Below are 16,811 nucleotides of genomic sequence, written 5' to 3'. Positions count from 1 at the left end.
GGGCCGGTTACGCTCCCCGACACCCCGCCGGATGTTTGTGGACCACACCGCCTTTCATGACGAAGTCGACGAGGCCGGTGACCGCGATGTCGGTGAAGGGATCCCCGGGCATGGCGACCAGGTCGGCGATCTTGCCCTCGGCGATCACGCCCAGGTCGTCGAGGCGGAGTAGTTCGGCCGCCACGCTGGTGGCCGCCCGCAGGGCGCGCACGGGGGCGATGCCGGTGGACACCATCATCGGGAATTCGCGCCAATTGTCCTGGTGGGGAAACATTCCGGCGTCGGTCCCGAACGCGATCCGGACCGTGCTCGCGGCCAGCCGCTCCGCGGCGTCCACCAGGGCCCCGCGGTACCTCCGGAATTTGCGGCGCAGGGAAGGCGAGACGGTGTCCCAATAGGGGTCGTTTTCCTCCCGCCGGGCGCTGGACAGGACGACGTACTGGGTGGGCACCAAAAACACCCCGGCGTCCTGCATCATTCGCAGCGTCTCGGCCGACGCGAGGTTTCCGTGTTCGATGCTGCGAACGCCGGCGCGAATGGCGCGCCGGATGCCTTCGTCGCCGTAACTGTGCGGGGTGGCTGGGACATCGAGGTCGGCGGCCGTCGCCACCAGGACGTCCATCTCGTGCTGGCTATAGGTGGCGTGGCCGGGATCGTCCGACGGCGAGGCGAAGCCGCCGGTGGCCGCAAACTTGATCCAGTCGGCGCCGGCGCGGATCTCCTGCCGGACCCTGGTGCGGATCTCGTCGTCACCGTCGGCCGCCGCCAACTCCAGCGGCCGCGACGGGCCCTGGTATTGGTCGGCGACCATTCCGCTGAAGTCGCCGTGGCCGCCGCGCGCGGAAATCATGTGCGGGGCAACCAGCATCCGGGGGCCGTCAATGGTGCCGGCCGCCACCGCGTCACGCAGGGCGATCGTCGGGTAGTCGGAATCCCCGCAGGCCAGATCGCGGATCGTGGTGAACCCGTTTCCCAGCAACGCCCGCAACACCGGCAGCGACTTCAGCGCCCTCGCGACGCTCGAGTCGGCCGCCATGGCGGGACCGACCTGCGGCGTCAACGTCACGTGGGTGTGGCAGTCGATGAACCCTGGAGTCAGGGTGTGGCCGGACAGGTCGATCACCTCCGCGCCGGCCGGCGCCTCGACCGCCTCGGCCAACCGCTGGATGCGATCGTCGACGACCAGCAGCTGTTGCGGCACCGCCCGGTCGGAGACCCCGTCCCACACGGCCGCACCCGTGATCAGCGTCGCTGCCATCGTCGCAACCTCTCGTGTCGTGGCCGGCGGGACCCGGCCTCGCGGGCGGATGCCGCCCGCATGGTCCGAACGTACCGCCGATGCGCGCAATGTATTCCGCGCCCCTGATCGCGGACGTACGCTCACCGATGTGTGAGCAGTAGCCGATCCGGCGCCGAGGAGCACCCGACATGACGACAAACCAGCGGCCGGCCACCCTGTGCGAGGCGTTCCAGCGCACCGCGTCGATCGATCCCGACACCGTCGCGCTCCGGACGCCCGGCGGCACCCGGACGCTGACATGGCGGGAGCTCGCGGCGCAGGTGCGACAGGTCGCCGCCGGCCTGGCCGGTTTGGGGATCGGGCGCGGCGACACGGTGTCGCTGATGATGGCCAACCGGATCGAGTTCTATCCGCTCGAGGTGGGCGCCCAACACCTCGGTGCCACGTCGTTTTCGGTGTACAACACGCTGCCCGCCGAGCAGCTGACCTACCTGTTCGACAACGCCGGCACCAGGGTCGTGGTGTGCGAGGAGCAGTACGTGGACCGCATCCGCGCCAGCGGCGCGCCCGTCGAGCACATCGTCTGCATCGACGGTTCACCGGCCGGCACCCTGTCGGTGGACGACCTGTATGCCGCCGCGCGACCGGATTTCGACTTCGAATCGACGTGGCGGGCGGTGCGCCCCGACGACATCGTCACGCTTATCTACACGTCCGGGACCACCGGAAACCCCAAGGGCGTGGAGATGACGCATGCCAACCTGCTGTTCGAGGCGTTCGGGCTCGACGCGGTGCTCGGCAGCCGGTTCGGTGATCGGACGACGTCGTACCTGCCGTCGGCCCACATCGCCGACCGGATGATGGCCCTGTATTCCCTGGAGGTGTCCGGCACACAGGTCACCGTGGTGCCCGACCCGCGCGCCATCGCCGCCGCGCTGCCCGACGTGCGGCCCACCGTCTGGGCGGCGGTGCCGCGGGTGTGGGAGAAGCTCAAGGCCGCAATAGATTTCGCCGCCGCCAACGAGCCGGACGAGACGAAGCGCCAAGCCTTGCAGTGGGGCCTGTCGGTGGCCGCCAAGCGCGCGGCCGCGCTGCTCGCCGGCGCCGCGGTGCCCGACGACGTCGCCGCGGAATGGCGGACCGCCGACGACATGGTGCTCTCGAGGCTGCGGGAGCGGCTGGGCTTCTCCGAATTGCGGTGGGCGGTGTCCGGGGCGGCGCCGATCCCGAACGAGACGCTGGCGTTCTTTGCCGGGATCGGAATCCCGATCAGCGAGGTGTGGGGCATGTCGGAGCTGAGTTGCGCTGCCAGCGTGTCACATCCGGACGACATGCGGCTGGGCAGCGTCGGCAGGCTGCTCCCCGGCCTGGAGGGCAGGGTCGCCGAGGACGGCGAGTACCTGGTCCGCGGCCCGCTGGTGATGAAGGGCTACCGCAAGGAGCCGGCGAAGACCGCGGAGGCGATCGACGAAGACGGCTGGCTGCACACCGGCGACATCATCGAGGTCGACGCCGAGGGCTACCTGCGGGTGGTCGACCGCAAGAAGGAGCTGATCATCAACGCGGCCGGAAAGAACATGTCGCCGGCCAACATCGAGAACGCCATCCTGGCGGCCTGCCCGATGGTCGGCGTGATGATCACGATCGGCGACGGACGACCGTACAACACCGCGCTCATGGTCTTCGACGCCGAGTCGGTCGGACCGTACGCGGCCCGGCACGGGCTGTCCGACGCGTCTCCCGCGGCGTTGGCGGCCCACCCGGAGGTCATCGCGCGGATCGCCGCCGGTGTGGCCAAGGGCAACGCCAACCTGTCACGGGTGGAACAGATCAAGCGCTTCCGGGTGTTGCCGACGCTGTGGGAGCCCGGCGGGGACGAGATCACGCTGACGATGAAACTCAAGCGCAAGCCCATCATGACGAAGTATGCGGGCGAGATCGAGGAGCTCTATTTCTCCGATCTGCATCCGGAGGTCCACGAGCCCTCCGACGCCGCAACGGTGCGGCCGGCATGAGCGGGGGAGCGCGCGAGGCCGGTCGCGTCGGGATGCGAAAGCTGCTGCAGCGCACCGGAATCGTCGACGAATCGACGGCGCCGTTGCCGACCGACCCGGCCGAGGTGGTCCGGCTGTTGGCGGCGCCGTGGTACGACCGGCGGCTCGAACGGCTGGCCGGGAGCTGGGCCGCGACCCGGACGGCGTGCGCGCCGAGGCCGCGGGCTACCTGCGCGAGATGGCGGCCTCGCTGGACGAGCGGGCGGTGCGGGCCTGGCGCGGGTTCAGCCGCTGGCTGATGCGGGCCTACGACGTGCTGGTCGACGAGGATCAGGTCGCGCAGCTGCGCAGGCTGGACCGCAAAGCGACGCTGGCGTTTGCCTTTTCGCATCGCTCCTACTTGGACGGCATGCTGCTGCCCGAGGTGATCCAGGCGAACCGGCTCTCGCCCGCGCTGACGTTCGGCGGCGCGAACCTGAACTTCTTTCCGATGGGCGCCTGGGCCAAACGTACCGGGGCGATCTTCATCCGGCGTCAGACCAGGGACATTCCCGTCTACCGGTTCGCGCTGCGGGCCTACGCCGCGCAGCTGGTGCAAAGCCATGCCAACCTCACTTGGTCGATCGAGGGCGGCCGGACCAGGACTGGCAAGCTGCGGCCCCCGGTGTTCGGGATCCTGCGCTACATCAGCGACGCCGTCGACGAAATCGACGGTCCCGAGGTCTATTTGGTGCCGACCTCCATCGTGTACGACCAGCTGCACGAGGTGGAGGCGATGACCACCGAGGCCTACGGCGCGGTGAAACGGCCCGAGGACCTTCGGTTTCTGGTCCGGCTGGCGCGCCAGCAGGGCGAGCGGCTGGGCCGCGCGTACCTGGACTTCGGCGAACCGCTGCCGCTGCGCAAGCGCCTCGAGGAGCTGCGCGCCCTGGATACCTCGGCATCCGGGACCGGGACCGAAATCGAACGCATCGCGCTGGACGTCGAGCACAGGATCAACCGCGCCACCCCCGTTACGCCCACCGCGGTGGTCAGCCTCGCGCTGCTGGGCGCGGACCGGTCGTTGTCGATCAGCGAGGTGCTGGCCACCGTGCGCCCGCTGGCCAGCTACATCGCGGCGCGGAACTGGGTGGTGGCCGGTGCCGCGGACCTGACCAATCGCTCGACGATCCGGTGGACGTTGCATCAGCTCGTCGCGTCCGGCGTGGTCAGCGTCTACGACGCCGGCACCGAGCCGGTGTGGGGCATCGGGGCGGAACGGCACCTGGTCGCGGCGTTCTACCGCAACACCGCCATCCACATCCTGGTCGATCGCGCCATCGCCGAGACGGCGTTGCTGGCCGCCGCGGAGACCTGCGTCGACGGCTCCGTCTTGCCGGCGACCGTGCGCGACGAGGCGTTGAGCCTGCGCGAGCTGCTGAAGTTCGAGTTCCTGTTCTCCGCACGCGCGCAGTTCGAAAAGGACCTCGCCGACGAGGTGCGGCTGATCGGGCCGGCGGACGACCCGGTAGACACCACCAAGGCCGCCGGCGCGGCCGACGTGCGGCGGCTGCTGGAGCGCGCCGACCTGCTGCTGGCGCATCTGGTGTTGCGTCCGTTCCTGGACGCCTACCACATCGTCGCGGACCGGCTGGCCGCCCTCGAGGACGAATGCTTCGAGGAGGAAGCCTTCCTCGCCGAGTGCCTCGAGGTGGGCAAGCAGTGGGAGCTGCAGCGCAGGATCGCCAGCGCCGAGTCGCGGTCGATGGAGCTGTTCAAGACCGCGCTGCGGTTGGCCCGGCACCGTGAGCTGGTGGACGGCTCCGGGGATCCCGACATCGCCGGACGGCGGCGCCGATTCGCCGACGAGATCGCCACGGCCATCCGGCGGGTCAACACCATCGCGGAGCTGGCCAGGCCAGCGGTTGGCGTCGGGGGCACGCAATAGGGGACACTCCCCGTCGTCGCGTGCCCGAGCCCGTGCCCGTGCCCGGCTCCCGGCGACTGGCGCCGCGTCGCCGCCAGGGGCGCATCGGTATATCCCAAACTTTCTGCGGCAGTGGGGAATCCTGAGCCGGATGAAGCGCGGGCCAATCCCGCTGAAGCCGGATTGAGTCTGGCCTAGAGTTGGAGGCATGCCGCTTTCAGGTGAATACGCACCCAGCCCGCTGGATTGGTCCCGTGAACAGGCCGACAAGTACGCCGAATCGGGAGGCGCCGAAGCCGCGGACATGAAGGGCAAGCCGATCATCCTGCTGACCACCGTCGGGGCCAGGACCGGCAAGCTCCGCAAGACCCCGCTGATGCGCGTCGAGCACGACGGCGAGTACGCGATCGTCGCCTCGCTCGGCGGCGCGCCGAAGAACCCGGTCTGGTACCACAACGTCACGGCGAACCCCCGCGTCGAGCTGCAGGACGGCGCCGTCACGCGCGACTACGAGGCACGCGAGGTGTTCGGCGACGAGAAGGCCGCCTGGTGGGAGCGCGCCGTCGAGGCCTGGCCCGACTACGCCGAATACCAGAAAAAGACCGAACGCCAGATCCCGGTGTTCGTGTTGACACCGGTGAGCTGAATTCCCAGTTGGGTGGCATGGCACCATTGATCGGTGTCCGCTGACCTGAGCCAGAGCCCGAGCGCCCCGGGGACTCAGCCGTTGTGCGCGGCTGACATCGACGCCGCGGCGCGGCGGATCGCGCCGGTGGTCACGCCCACGCCGTTGCAGCTGAGCGATCGGCTGTCGGCGATCGCGGGCGCGCGGGTCTACCTCAAGCGCGAGGACCTGCAGGTGGTGCGCTCGTACAAGCTGCGCGGCGCCTACAACCTGCTGGTGCAGCTGTCCGACGCGGAGCTGGCCGCGGGCGTCGTGTGTTCGTCGGCCGGCAACCACGCGCAGGGCTTCGCCTTCGCGTGCCGGACGCTGGGCGTGCACGGCCGCGTGTATGTGCCCGCCAAGACGCCCAAGCAAAAGCGCGACCGGATCCGCTACCACGGCGGGGATTTCATCGAGCTGATCGTGGGGGGGTCGACCTACGACCTGGCCGCCGAGGCGGCGTTGGCCGACGTCGAACGCACCGGCGCCACGCTCGTGCCGCCGTACGACGACCTGCGCACCATCGCCGGCCAGGGCACCGTCGCCGTGGAGCTGCTCGCTCAGCTCGACGCGGAGCCCGACCTGGTGGTGGTCCCGGTGGGCGGCGGCGGCTGCATCGCGGGCATCACCACCTACCTGGCCGAGCGGACGTCGAACACGGCGGTGCTGGGCGTCGAGCCGGCCGGCGCCGCGGCGATGATGGCCGCGCTGGCCGCCGGCGGGCCGGTCACGCTGGATGACGTCGACCAGTTCGTCGACGGCGCCGCGGTGCGGCGGGCCGGGACGCTGACCTATGCGGCGCTGGCCGCCGCCGGCGACATGGTGTCGATCACCGCGGTCGACGAGGGCGCCGTGTGCACCGCGATGCTGGACCTGTATCAGAACGAGGGCATCGTCGCCGAGCCGGCGGGCGCCCTGTCGGTGGCGGGCCTCCTGGAGGCCGACATCGAGCCCGGGTCCACGGTGGTGTGCCTCATCTCGGGCGGCAACAACGACGTGTCGCGCTACGGCGAGGTGCTGGAGCGCTCGCTGGTCCACCTCGGCCTCAAGCACTACTTCCTGGTGGACTTTCCGCAGGAGCCGGGCGCGCTGCGGCGGTTCCTCGACGACGTGCTCGGGCCCAACGACGACATCACCCTGTTCGAGTACGTCAAGCGCAACAACCGCGACACCGGTGAGGCGCTGGTCGGTATCGAGTTGGGTTCGGCCGCGGACCTGGATGGCCTGCTGGCGCGGATGCGGGCCACCGACATCCATGTCGAGGCCCTCGAGCCCGGTTCGCCGGCCTACCGTTATCTGTTGTAGCCCCGGCTTTTTCGCGGCGAGCGTGCGCAGTTGTACGCAACACGCCGGTCGATGCTGTACAGACACGCACGCTCACGGGTGGAGGTAGCTCGGCACCGGGGTGGCGGGGTCGAGGTCGACGGCCGGGACGGGAGTCCCGGCCGTCAGGCTCAGCGGCACGACGCCCGCCCAGTGCGGCAGCGCGACGTCCTCCGGGTCGTCGACGGGCGCGCCGGTGCGCACCTTCGCGGAGACCTCGACGAGATCGAGGGCGAGCACCCCGGTCGCGGCGAGTTCGCGTTCATTCGGGGCCCGGCAGTCGGCGGCGCGCCCCGGCCGGATGTGATCCAGCAGGCAGCGCAGGGCCCGCGATTTCTCCGCGGGGTCGTCGACCACGCGCGCGTCACCGCGCACGACGACCGAGCGGAAGTTCACCGAATGGTGCATGGCCGCCCGGGCCAGCACCAGGGCGTCCACCAGGGTCGCGGTGACGCAGACGGGCAGGCCCGACCCCGATGCTTTGGCCGCCCTGGCGGCCAGCATCGGGCCGCCGCCGGTGGAACCGTGCAGGTAGAGGGTTTCGCCGTGGCGGGCGTGCGTCGTCGGCAACACCACCGGCCCACCGGCGCCGAGGTAGCCCAGGTGACAGACCAGGGCCTCGTCCAGGATGTCGTGAACCGTCTTGCGGTCGTAGCGGGCGCGTTCCCGGTAGCGGGTGGGCGTCGTTCGCGGGGTGGGGCGGTATGCGGTCATCAACGGATTGCCCTCGACAATTGTACTAGTACATAATGTGTTGCATGCCAGTACAAAGCAGCATAGCGGGAACGGGCGCCGAGTCCATAGCCGCCAACGTCGAAGAGGCCATCTCCCGCGGCGCCCTGGCGCCCGGCGACGCGCTGCCGCCGATCCGCGACTTGGCCGGCCAGCTCGGCGTGAACGCCAACACCGTGGCCGCGGCGTACCGCCTGCTGCGCGATCGCGGGGCCGTCGAGACCGGCGGGCGGCGCGGCACCCGGGTGCGGCACCGCCCGGCGACCACCCCCCGCTCGCTGCTGGGACTCGACGTCCCCGCGGGCGTGCGCGACCTGTCGACCGGCAACCCGGATCCGGCCCTGTTGCCCATCGCGGGGGCGCGGTTGGTGCCAGCCCGCGCGACCCCGTTGCTGTACGGGGAGCCGGCGATGACGCCCGAGCTGGTCGAGCACACCCGTTCCGCGCTGGCGGGGGAGGGCATTCCGGCCGAACACCTGGCCGTCACCAGCGGTGCGCTGGACGGCATCGAGCGTGTACTCACCGCGCACCTGCGTCCGGGTGACCGGGTGGCCGTCGAGGACCCCGGCTGGGCGAACCTGCTCGATCTCCTTGCTGCGCTTGGCCTTTCGGCCGAGCCGGTGCGGGTCGACGACGACGGCCCGCTGGCCGCCGACCTGGCTCGGGCGCTGGATCGCGGGGTGCGGGCGGTGGTGATCACCAATCGCGCGCAAAACCCGACCGGCGCGGCGCTGTCCGCGGACCGTGCGGAAGCGCTGCGCGCCTTGCTGGTTGGCCACGAGGTGTTGCTCGTCGAGGACGACCACTGCGCGGGCATCGCGGGCGTGCCGCTGCACGCGCTGGCCGGGGCGACCGGCCACTGGGCGTTCGTGCGGTCGGCGTCCAAGGCCTACGGACCCGACCTGCGCGTCGCCGTGCTCGCCGGGGATCGCCGCACCGTCGAGCGCGTGCGCGGGCGGCTGCGGCTCGGGCCGGGCTGGGTGAGCCACCTCCTGCAGGGCCTCGCGGTCGGCTTGTGGTCGGACGGGGCGGCCACGCGCCGCGTCGTCGAGGCCGAGGGGCGATACACCAACAACCGCACGGGGTTACGCGCCGCGCTGGGGAAGCGCGGCGTTGCCGCCCACGGCCGGTCCGGGCTCAACGTGTGGGTTCCGGTGCCCGACGAGACGGTCGCGATCACCCGGCTGATCGGCGCGGGCTGGGCCGCGGCGCCGGGCTCCCGGTTCCGGATCCGCACGGCGCCGGGCATGCGCGTCACGGTCGCCGACTTGAGTGCCGACGAGATCGATCCCCTCGCCGACGCCATCGCCGACGCCGTGCGCGGGACCGGGCGTTCTAGCGTGTAGGGATGCCCGCGGCGCGGGCGACTTCGCCGTAGGCGGCCGCGAGGCCGGGCAGCGACGCGTGGGCGTTGCGGCCGCTCGGATTGGGGACTACCCACAGCTCGGTTGCCGGGTACGGCGACGCCTGCCTGCCCGCCGTCGCCCGACGGTCGTCGAAGGCTTCGCGGTAGGCGGTGATCCCCAGGACGGCGACGACCCGGGGCGAGAATCGCCGAATCGTTCGGTGCAGTTTCTGCCCGCCCTTGACGAGCTCGTCCGCCGTGAGTTCGGCCGCGTTCGCGGTCGCCCTCTCGACGAGGTTCGTGATGCCAATCCCGCGATCCAGCAGGTATTCTCGGTCGTCCGGCGCAAACCCCGACGAGGCGTCGATCAGACGATCGGTGATGCCCGCGCGGTAGAGCGCCGGCCAGAACCGGTTGCCGCGAGGGGCGAAATGAGCCTGAACCGCAACGGTTCTCAACCCAGGATTGATTCCCACGAACAGTAGTCGGACGTGGTCGGACATCAGGTCCGGCAGGGTCTTACCGTGGAACCGTTTCAGTTCGTCGCGCGTGAACCGGATCTCGTCCATAGCGCAGTATTGCCCGGGCCCGTTTCAGGCTTGTGGCCTGGTCCCGAGGACCTCGTGAAACAGAGCGTTACGGAGGGCGAGTTCCCTCGGGTCGCTCACCAGGTGAAAACCCAACTTGTTCATCACGTAGCCGTATCCGATACCGGTGTCCGGAGTTAAACCACCTTCGCCTTCAGAGGACTCACACGTCCTAGCGAATGCCCATGCTGGGCGCACACGAACCTGACGAGTGGCCATCCAGCGAATTGGCCCCCTTCTCGCCGAAGGGGGCCAATCGCCGTTGGTAGGTCGCCGGCTCGCATCGGCGACCTACCAACGGAGTCAGAGCAGCTTGAGCAGGTTGATGAGCAAGGTGCCCAGCTGGCTTGCGAATGCTCCGGCGGCTCCCGCGAAACCGCTCAACAGTTGCGGGAGAGTTGATGGGAGATTTTGCAGCGCCGCAGTCAATTCACCAGGGATGTTGGCGAGCTGCGAATTGAGGTAAGTACCCCATGCCGGCCACCCTTGGGTCAGTGTGTTGATGAAGGTCTGGGCCGCTACCTGGAGGCTTCCGCCCGTCGATATGTTCTGGGAGCCGGGAGCGACGATCTGGGTCGCAAGATTCTGGCCGGTCCCCACGAAAAGAGCTTGCACTAAACCATTGTATTCGCTGAGTATGCCGCCATTGTAGAGCCCGTTTTTGTTTATAAGTCCGTTGAGGGTCGCATTGGTGACCGCGCCAGGGAGGTTAAGAATGTTGGTTGCGAGCCCTGACGGATCTGCGGCTACCCAGGAATTGTAAATAGCTTGAAGGCCGTTGCCAAGTGAGGTCGTGAACTTGGCTGGGACATTAAGTAGGAGCTGAGTACCGATACCCGCCAAAATGGGGCCAGTGAGGTAGTTATACGCGTTGGTGAGGTTCTGCAAGATCTGCCCCGGGAATGTCAGCGTTTCTTCGAGCGGCTGACCTACCGAGACCGCCAAATTTTGGAACAGCGTGGCTTCTAGCTGGGAGACCGCACCCGAAATGTTGCCCGCGTTGATCAGCGCCCATGCATTTTGCAGCCCAGCCACGAAACCGGACCCTGGTTTAGCCGAGGTGGTGAGTAAAAGGAGATTTTTTGAAGAGGTTTTGAACGGCGTCACATATTCGACTCCGTACTGCAGCCAGTTGGCGGCGACCTGCTGCAACAGCGGGAAGGGTTCAGCTTCGAATTGCTGGACGAGTGACGCAATGTTGGTGTTCGCCCCGACGGCGACGGCGTTCCAGGTTTGGATGGGAAGCCACGATTCGATGCTGGTAAGAGTGTCCGCCGGTACTGCGGTCGCGGCCGCACCGCCGACGAGTGAGGCAAGTTCGTTCTCTACGCCGGAGAACAGATCCATCGTGCCACTGGCGGCGTCGGTAAGGTTGATCTCGGACATGCTCACGTGGCGTAGTTCTTGGGCGACGTGAAGGTCGGGTAGGTGCTGGGCTATGGGGCCGGCGGCGAGGACGGCGGCGCTGGCCAAAGCGACTGCGGCGGTGATGTGGGGGCGGGCTGCGAGGTCCACGACCATCTCCTTTATACAATTCCGGATAACGACGGGTTCAACATAGTCGTGAAATACGTTGGACGAATCATGAGAACAAAATAGGCAATTAACTGCGACGATATGAATTAGCAGCAAACGCTGCCTGAGGAATCCCAGAAACTATTACCCGAATTAAGCCAATGGACGGCGTTGAGGAAAACAATTTATTGGCAGCATTGGGGTATCTCGACGGAGCGTCGTTGCCGGGCGTCCACAAGGCCTTGCCGTGAGCGTCTCGATCCGCTCACAACCCGGCAGGTCACTTCTCCTCAACGTGCCGGATTCCACCGAGCGGTGCACAGCATGCTGATGCGAGCGGTTGGTGAAAACAGTCGTGCGGCTTGTCCTGTACCGCTACGGCACGAGGAGATCACCATAGGTGGAAGTCAGCGACAGCAAGCGAAGGGTCAGCGCACACCGGACCAGGCGGCGCCGGCGGGCTTGTGGCACAAGCTAATACCGCACAGCCCGACGATCCACCACCAGCGCTCACCCGGGACAAGGCGGGCGCACCACGCCCACCAACCTCTTGGGTGGACTGTGAGACAGTGCGCACGCAGGTGGTCCCGGCAGTGATGGCGGGGTGATCGCCGGGGTGGTCGGCTACCTCGGAAACAGCGGTGGCCCCGGCGGGTGCGGGAAGGTCTTCCTCGCTGGCCGACACCGGGCTGTCGCAGATCACGTGGGTCGGAGATTGAGGCGCCTCGCGACGCCCTCGTGCGCTGCCTGCCACAACAGAGCCCAGCGCCTCGGCGACGAGCGCCGTCTGACCGCGTCAATGTCGGCGGTCAAGCAGTGTCCTCAGCAAATACCAGAGCGCGCCATAAACCCTGGCGAACAATCGTAGTGCCGTGGCAATAGCTATCGGTAAGTGCGGGAGTGAATGCGTCTCGGTGCACTACCGATAGGTAATATCATATTTAACTATTTTAGTGGCGGGCAAAGTTTGCTATGACACGTGGAAAGCGTGACTACCACAAGCTTCTCATCTCTATGATGGTTGCGGAGCTACGCGTTTCTGAAGCGATCACCCAAAGCCACCCGAAAACGCCACGGGCCCAAGTTCTTCACGAGTACGTGCAGCTCGCCGGCCTGTAAGGACCGATAACAAATAAGGCGATAGCGTTTGCTCGCAGCCTCGCCCCCACGTTACGGCTAGGGTCGCTCCGGTAGCCGCGAGTGACATCACCGCAGATTCAACGGCCCAGCACCACCCACCCCTCATCCGCTCTCGCGGGTCGGCATCTCCACTATATGTTCGCTGGCGCACGGAACGAACTCGCCTCACTCGCCAGCAGAACGGCCACGACCACCAGGCATGCCCTAGCTGACAGCGGTCTCAGGGGTCCGCACCGCCCCACTGGTCGACCCTGCGGATCAGCTCGCCTTCGTACCAGCCAAGCGTGGTTTCGTGGGAGTGGCACCTGACGAAAGACCAGTGATGACAACACCCCGAGAGGCGCTCAGCGCAGGATCGCGAACGAATGGCCCTCCAGCACGGTGCCGTGGGCGCCCACGGTCGGCTCGCCCCACGCCAGCACCACGTCGCCGGTGACGGGCACCGTCACCGGTTCGGCGCCCAGGTTGCACACGATGCGCAACCGGCCGCGCTGAACGGCGATCCAGCGCTCGGCCTCGTCGTAGTCGACGGTGAGGCGCTCCAGCCAGGGATCGGCCAGGTCGGGCTCGGTGCGCCGCAGGACGATCAGGTCCCGATAGAGCCGGCGCAGGCGGGCGTGTTCGCCGGAGTCGATCTCGCCCCAATCCAGTTTCGAGCGCCGGAAGGTGCGCGGGTCCTGCGGGTCGGGGATGTCCCCTTTCTTTGAGGCGTCCCAGCCATGCTCGGCGAACTCGGCCCTGCGCCCCTCCGCGGTGGCCCGCGCCAGCTCCGGCTCGGGGTGCGAGCTGAAGAACTGGAACGGGGTCGACGCCCCCCATTCCTCGCCCATGAAAAGCATTGCGGTATAGGGCGATCCGAGCGCAAGGGCGGCCTTGACCGCGAGCTGGCCGCCGGCCAGGTTCTGCGACGGGCGATCCCCGAGGGCGCGGTTGCCGACCTGGTCATGCGTGCAGGTATAGGCGACCAGCCTGCTGGCCGGGATTATGCCGGTGTCCAGCGGTCGCCCGTGCCGGCGGCGCCGGAACGACGAGTAGGTGCCGGCGTGAAAGAAGCCGCGCCGCAGCGTCTCGGCGAGCGTGGCCAGCGATCCGAAATCGGCGTAATAGCCCTGCCGCTCGCCGGACACCGCGGTGTGGATGGCGTGATGGATGTCGTCGGCCCACTGCGCGGTCAGCCCGTAGCCGCCCCGATCGCGCGGGGTGATCAACCGGGGATCGTTGAGGTCGCTCTCGGCGACCAGCGACAGGGGTCGACCCAACTGCATTGACAACCAGTCGGTTTCGGCGGCGAGCTCCTCCAGGATGTGGATGGCCGTGGTATCCACCAGCGCGTGCACGGCATCCAGGCGCAGGCCGTCGGCGTGGAAGTCGCGCATCCAGCGCAGCGCGCACCCGATGATGTAGCGCCGCACCTCGTCGGAGTCGGCGCCGGCGATGTTGATGCCCTCGCCCCACGGGTTGCTCGCCGACGACAGGTAGGGGCCGAACCGCGGCAGGTAGTTGCCCGACGGGCCGAGGTGGTTGAACACCGCGTCGATCAGCACCCCCAGGCCGCGCGCGTGGCAGGCGTCGACGAACCGGACCAGGCCGTCGGGGCCGCCGTAGGGCTCGTGCACGCTGTACCACAGCACGCCGTCGTATCCCCAGCCGTGGGTGCCGGCGAACGAGTTGACCGGCATCAGCTCGACGAAGTCGATGCCGAGTTCGACCAAATAGTCCAGCTTTTCGATGGCCGAGTCGAACGTGCCCGCCGCGGTGAAGGTGCCGACGTGCAGCTCGTAGATCACCGCGCCTGCCACCGACCGGCCCCGCCAAGCGTCGTCGGTCCAGGCCGCGGCGGCCGGGTCCCACAGCTGCGAGCGGGCGTGCACCCCGTCGGGCTGGCGCGGCGAGCGCGGGTCGGGCAGCACGGTGGGGTCGTCGTCGAGCAGAAATCCGTACCGGGCGCCCGGCGCCGCCGCGACGTCCGCGTGCCACCAGCCGTCGTTCGAGCGCGTCATTGCGTGCGCGACGCCGTCTGTGCCGTCTAGGTAGAGCCGCACTTGCGCGGGTGTGGGCGCCCAGACCCGGAATTCAGTCACGCTGGCGCTCCAGCAGCACCACGGGCAGGTCGGCGAACAATTCGGCGGCCGACGTCGGCCCGCTCGCCATCGCGCCGGACAGCGCGTCGGTCCAGGAGCCCTCGGGCAGCGGCACCACGGTGTTGCCCCACCCGGTGTCGGCCAGCCGCACGGTCCAGCGGGTCACCGCGACCAGGATGTCCTCACCCCGGCGAAACGCCACGACATGGTCGCTGGCATCGCCGTCGGCGAGCACCGGGATGTAGCCGCCGCGCAGGAACGTCTCCGGATGGGAGCGGCGTACCCGAAGCGCGGTGGTGACGACGCGAATCTTGGTGTGCTGCAACTCTTTCAGGGCGGCCCGGCGGGCGGGGTAGTCGACGGCGCGGCGGTTGTCCGGGTCCACCAGGCTGTCGTCCCACAGCTCGGTGCCCTGGTAGACGTCCGGTATGCCGGGGACGGTCAGCGCCAGCAGCTTCTGGCCCAGCGCGTCGCTCGCGGCGTGCGGGTTGAGCTGGGCCACCAGCTCGGTCAGCTGGCCGGCGACCGGGCCGTCGAGCACGGTGTCCAGCCAGCGGTGCACCGCGCCCTCGAACGCGGCGTCCGGGTCGCGCCACGAGGTGTGCCACTCCGCCTCCCGGATGGCCTTTTCGGCGTAGGCATGCAGCCGGTCGCGCAGCTCGCCGGTGACCTGACCGCCCACCGGCCACACACCGAAGATGTTCTGCCACAGGAACCGTCCGGTCGCGGGGTCGGGGGAGGGGGCCCGGGCCTCCCAGCGGGCGAGGAACTCGGTCCACAGCGACGGCACCTGGGACAGCACGCCGATCCGGGCCCGCACGTCCTCGCCGCGCTTGGTGTCGTGGGTGGTCAGCGTTGTCATGGTGTGCGGCCAGCGCCGGGCGCGGGTGGCGGCGCTGTGGTGAAACTCCGCGAGGCCGACACCGAAACGCCGCGGGTCGCCCCCCACCTCGTTGAGCGAGACCAGCCGGGCGTCGCGGTAGAACAGGCAGTCCTCGACGGCCTTGGCGGTCACGGCACCGCACAGCTGCTGCAGCCGCGTCGCCGGCTCGCCCCCGCGGGCCAGCGCGGCGGCGAGCACCTGCAGCGCGGGCCCCAGTTGCGGTGCGGCCGCCTGGGTTTCGGCGAACGTGGTCGGCAGCGTCGCGGAAAGGCCGGGGTAGTCGCAGCGGTAGACGCCGACATGGGTGAGCAGCGCGGCGATCGCCTCGGGCAGCAGCGGGTGATCGGTGCCGGCCGCCGCGGCGACGGCCCGCCGCAGCCTGGCCAGCTCGCTGGCCAGGGTTCGGGTGGCCGCGCGGACCTTGAGGTCGGCCAGCATTACCTGATAGTCGGCTCCCGCGGACCCGGCGAGCGCGGTCAGCGCCGGTTCGCCGGCCGGGTCGACGAAGACCCCGCCCACCTGGCGGAGCGCGTCGTATCCGGTGCTGCCGGCCACCGGCAGCGTGGGTTCCAGCGCCTCGTCGACGGCCAGGATCTTCTCGATGACGATCCACGCCTCCGGGCCGACCAATTCCCGCAGCCGCGCCAAATAGCCGCAGGGATCGGACAATCCGTCGGGGTGGTCGATGCGTACGCCGTCGACGAGTCCCTCGCGAAACCAGCGGGCGAGGACGGCGTGGCTGGCGTCGAAGACCGCGGGGTCTTCCTGGCGCAGCCCGGCCAGCGACGTGATCGAGAAGAAGCGGCGATACCCGCAGGCCCCGTTGCGCCAGCCCACCAGCCGGTAGTGCTGGCGATCGTGCACCTCCGGGCCGGTGCCCTCGCCGGTGCCCGAAGCGATGGGCAGCGCCAGACCGCCCAGCCGCAGCCGGTCGCCGTCGACTTTCAGGTCGGCCACGTCCTCGTCGGAGTCCAAGACGGGCAGTACGATTCGGCCGTCGGCGTCAAGGTCCCAGTCGATGTCGAAGAATGCCGCGTACGGCGAGGCCCGGCCGTGCCGCAGTACCTCCCACCACCACGGGTTCTGCTCCGGCTTGTCGATGCCGACGTGGTTGGGAACGACGTCGACGACCAGGCCCATGCCGCGCTCGCGGGCCGCCGCGGACAATCGCGCCAGGCCTTCGGCACCGCCCAGCTCCGGCGCGACCGTCGTCGGGTCGGTGACGTCGTACCCGTGGGCGGACCCGGAGGCCGCGGTCATGACCGGCGAGAGGTAAAGGTGCGTCACCCCGAGGCCGTCGAGGTAGTCCAGCAGGTTCTCCGCGTCGGCGAAGGTGAAGCCGAATCCGCTCGACTCACCGCGCAGCTGCAGCCGGTAAGTGGAGAGGACGGGTAAGGCCAT

10 protein-coding genes and 2 pseudogenes are annotated in these 16,811 nt (G+C 68.9%); 5 read left to right on the top strand and 7 right to left on the bottom strand.

The genetic code is table 11. The annotated features are described in order from the left end of the window. Window positions 1-7 precede the first annotated feature (7 nt). Window positions 8-1,258 carry a metal-dependent hydrolase family protein gene (locus tag G6N25_RS22910; RefSeq protein ID WP_083074813.1) on the bottom strand — a complete coding sequence of 417 codons (1,251 nt, stop codon included), beginning with the start codon at window positions 1,256-1,258 and terminating at the stop codon, window positions 8-10. A 170-nt stretch (window positions 1,259-1,428) separates the two neighbouring features. Between G6N25_RS22910 and fadD11 the strand changes: the two genes are divergently transcribed. The 4 genes and pseudogenes from fadD11 to ilvA all read left to right on the top strand — a co-directional run bounded on the left by fadD11 (window position 1,429) and on the right by ilvA (window position 7,109). Next, window positions 1,429-3,255, top strand: a complete 1,827-nt coding sequence (fadD11, locus tag G6N25_RS22905) for a fatty acid--CoA ligase FadD11 (RefSeq protein ID WP_083074811.1) — start codon at window positions 1,429-1,431, stop codon at window positions 3,253-3,255. Next, window positions 3,252-5,161 (top strand): annotated as a pseudogene (locus tag G6N25_RS22900) (lysophospholipid acyltransferase). The gene fadD11 and the pseudogene G6N25_RS22900 overlap by 4 nt, the downstream one beginning before the upstream one ends. Window positions 5,162-5,348: 187 nt before the next feature. After that, window positions 5,349-5,786 (top strand): nitroreductase family deazaflavin-dependent oxidoreductase, encoded by a 438-nt coding sequence (locus tag G6N25_RS22895; protein ID WP_083074810.1) that lies wholly within the window; start codon window positions 5,349-5,351, stop codon window positions 5,784-5,786. 33 nt (window positions 5,787-5,819) lie between these two features. Further along, window positions 5,820-7,109 carry a threonine ammonia-lyase gene (ilvA, locus tag G6N25_RS22890; RefSeq protein WP_083074808.1) on the top strand — a complete coding sequence of 430 codons (1,290 nt, stop codon included), beginning with the start codon at window positions 5,820-5,822 and terminating at the stop codon, window positions 7,107-7,109. 72 nt (window positions 7,110-7,181) lie between these two features. Here the strand turns inward: ilvA and G6N25_RS22885 are convergent, their stop codons facing one another. Continuing rightward, window positions 7,182-7,841 carry a pyridoxamine 5'-phosphate oxidase family protein gene (locus tag G6N25_RS22885; RefSeq protein ID WP_163672547.1) on the bottom strand — a complete coding sequence of 220 codons (660 nt, stop codon included), beginning with the start codon at window positions 7,839-7,841 and terminating at the stop codon, window positions 7,182-7,184. Window positions 7,842-7,885: 44 nt separating this feature from the next. On the opposite strand from G6N25_RS22885, the gene G6N25_RS22880 reads away from it, so the two are divergent. Next, on the top strand, window positions 7,886-9,205 hold the full coding sequence (locus G6N25_RS22880) for an aminotransferase class I/II-fold pyridoxal phosphate-dependent enzyme (RefSeq protein ID WP_083074805.1): 1,320 nt from the start codon (window positions 7,886-7,888) through the stop codon (window positions 9,203-9,205). Here the strand turns inward: G6N25_RS22880 and G6N25_RS22875 are convergent. From G6N25_RS22875 to treY, 5 genes and pseudogenes are all read right to left on the bottom strand, one after another. Then, window positions 9,195-9,764, bottom strand: a complete 570-nt coding sequence (locus G6N25_RS22875) for a mismatch-specific DNA-glycosylase (RefSeq protein ID WP_083074850.1) — start codon at window positions 9,762-9,764, stop codon at window positions 9,195-9,197. The two genes, G6N25_RS22880 and G6N25_RS22875, sit on opposite strands and share 11 nt — an antisense overlap. Before the next feature lie 33 nt (window positions 9,765-9,797). Beyond that, a pseudogene (locus tag G6N25_RS24055) lies at window positions 9,798-9,938 on the bottom strand (EstA family serine hydrolase); the annotation flags it as partial. Window positions 9,939-10,094: 156 nt separating this feature from the next. Then, window positions 10,095-11,306, bottom strand: coding sequence for a hypothetical protein (locus G6N25_RS22865; protein ID WP_142272706.1), 1,212 nt, complete (start codon window positions 11,304-11,306; stop codon window positions 10,095-10,097). A gap of 1,484 nt (window positions 11,307-12,790) precedes the next feature. Then, window positions 12,791-14,527, bottom strand: a complete 1,737-nt coding sequence (treZ, locus tag G6N25_RS22860) for a malto-oligosyltrehalose trehalohydrolase (protein WP_083074800.1) — start codon at window positions 14,525-14,527, stop codon at window positions 12,791-12,793. Next, on the bottom strand, window positions 14,520-16,811 hold the full coding sequence (gene treY, locus G6N25_RS22855; RefSeq protein WP_083074799.1) for a malto-oligosyltrehalose synthase: 2,292 nt from the start codon (window positions 16,809-16,811) through the stop codon (window positions 14,520-14,522). Before treY ends, treZ begins: the two co-directional genes overlap by 8 nt.

Origin of the sequence: Mycobacterium heidelbergense, assembly GCF_010730745.1 — a bacterium.
GTDB classification, from domain to species: Bacteria; Actinomycetota; Actinomycetes; order Mycobacteriales; family Mycobacteriaceae; genus Mycobacterium; species Mycobacterium heidelbergense.
This window is presented reverse-complemented; position numbering and strand designations above follow the sequence as displayed.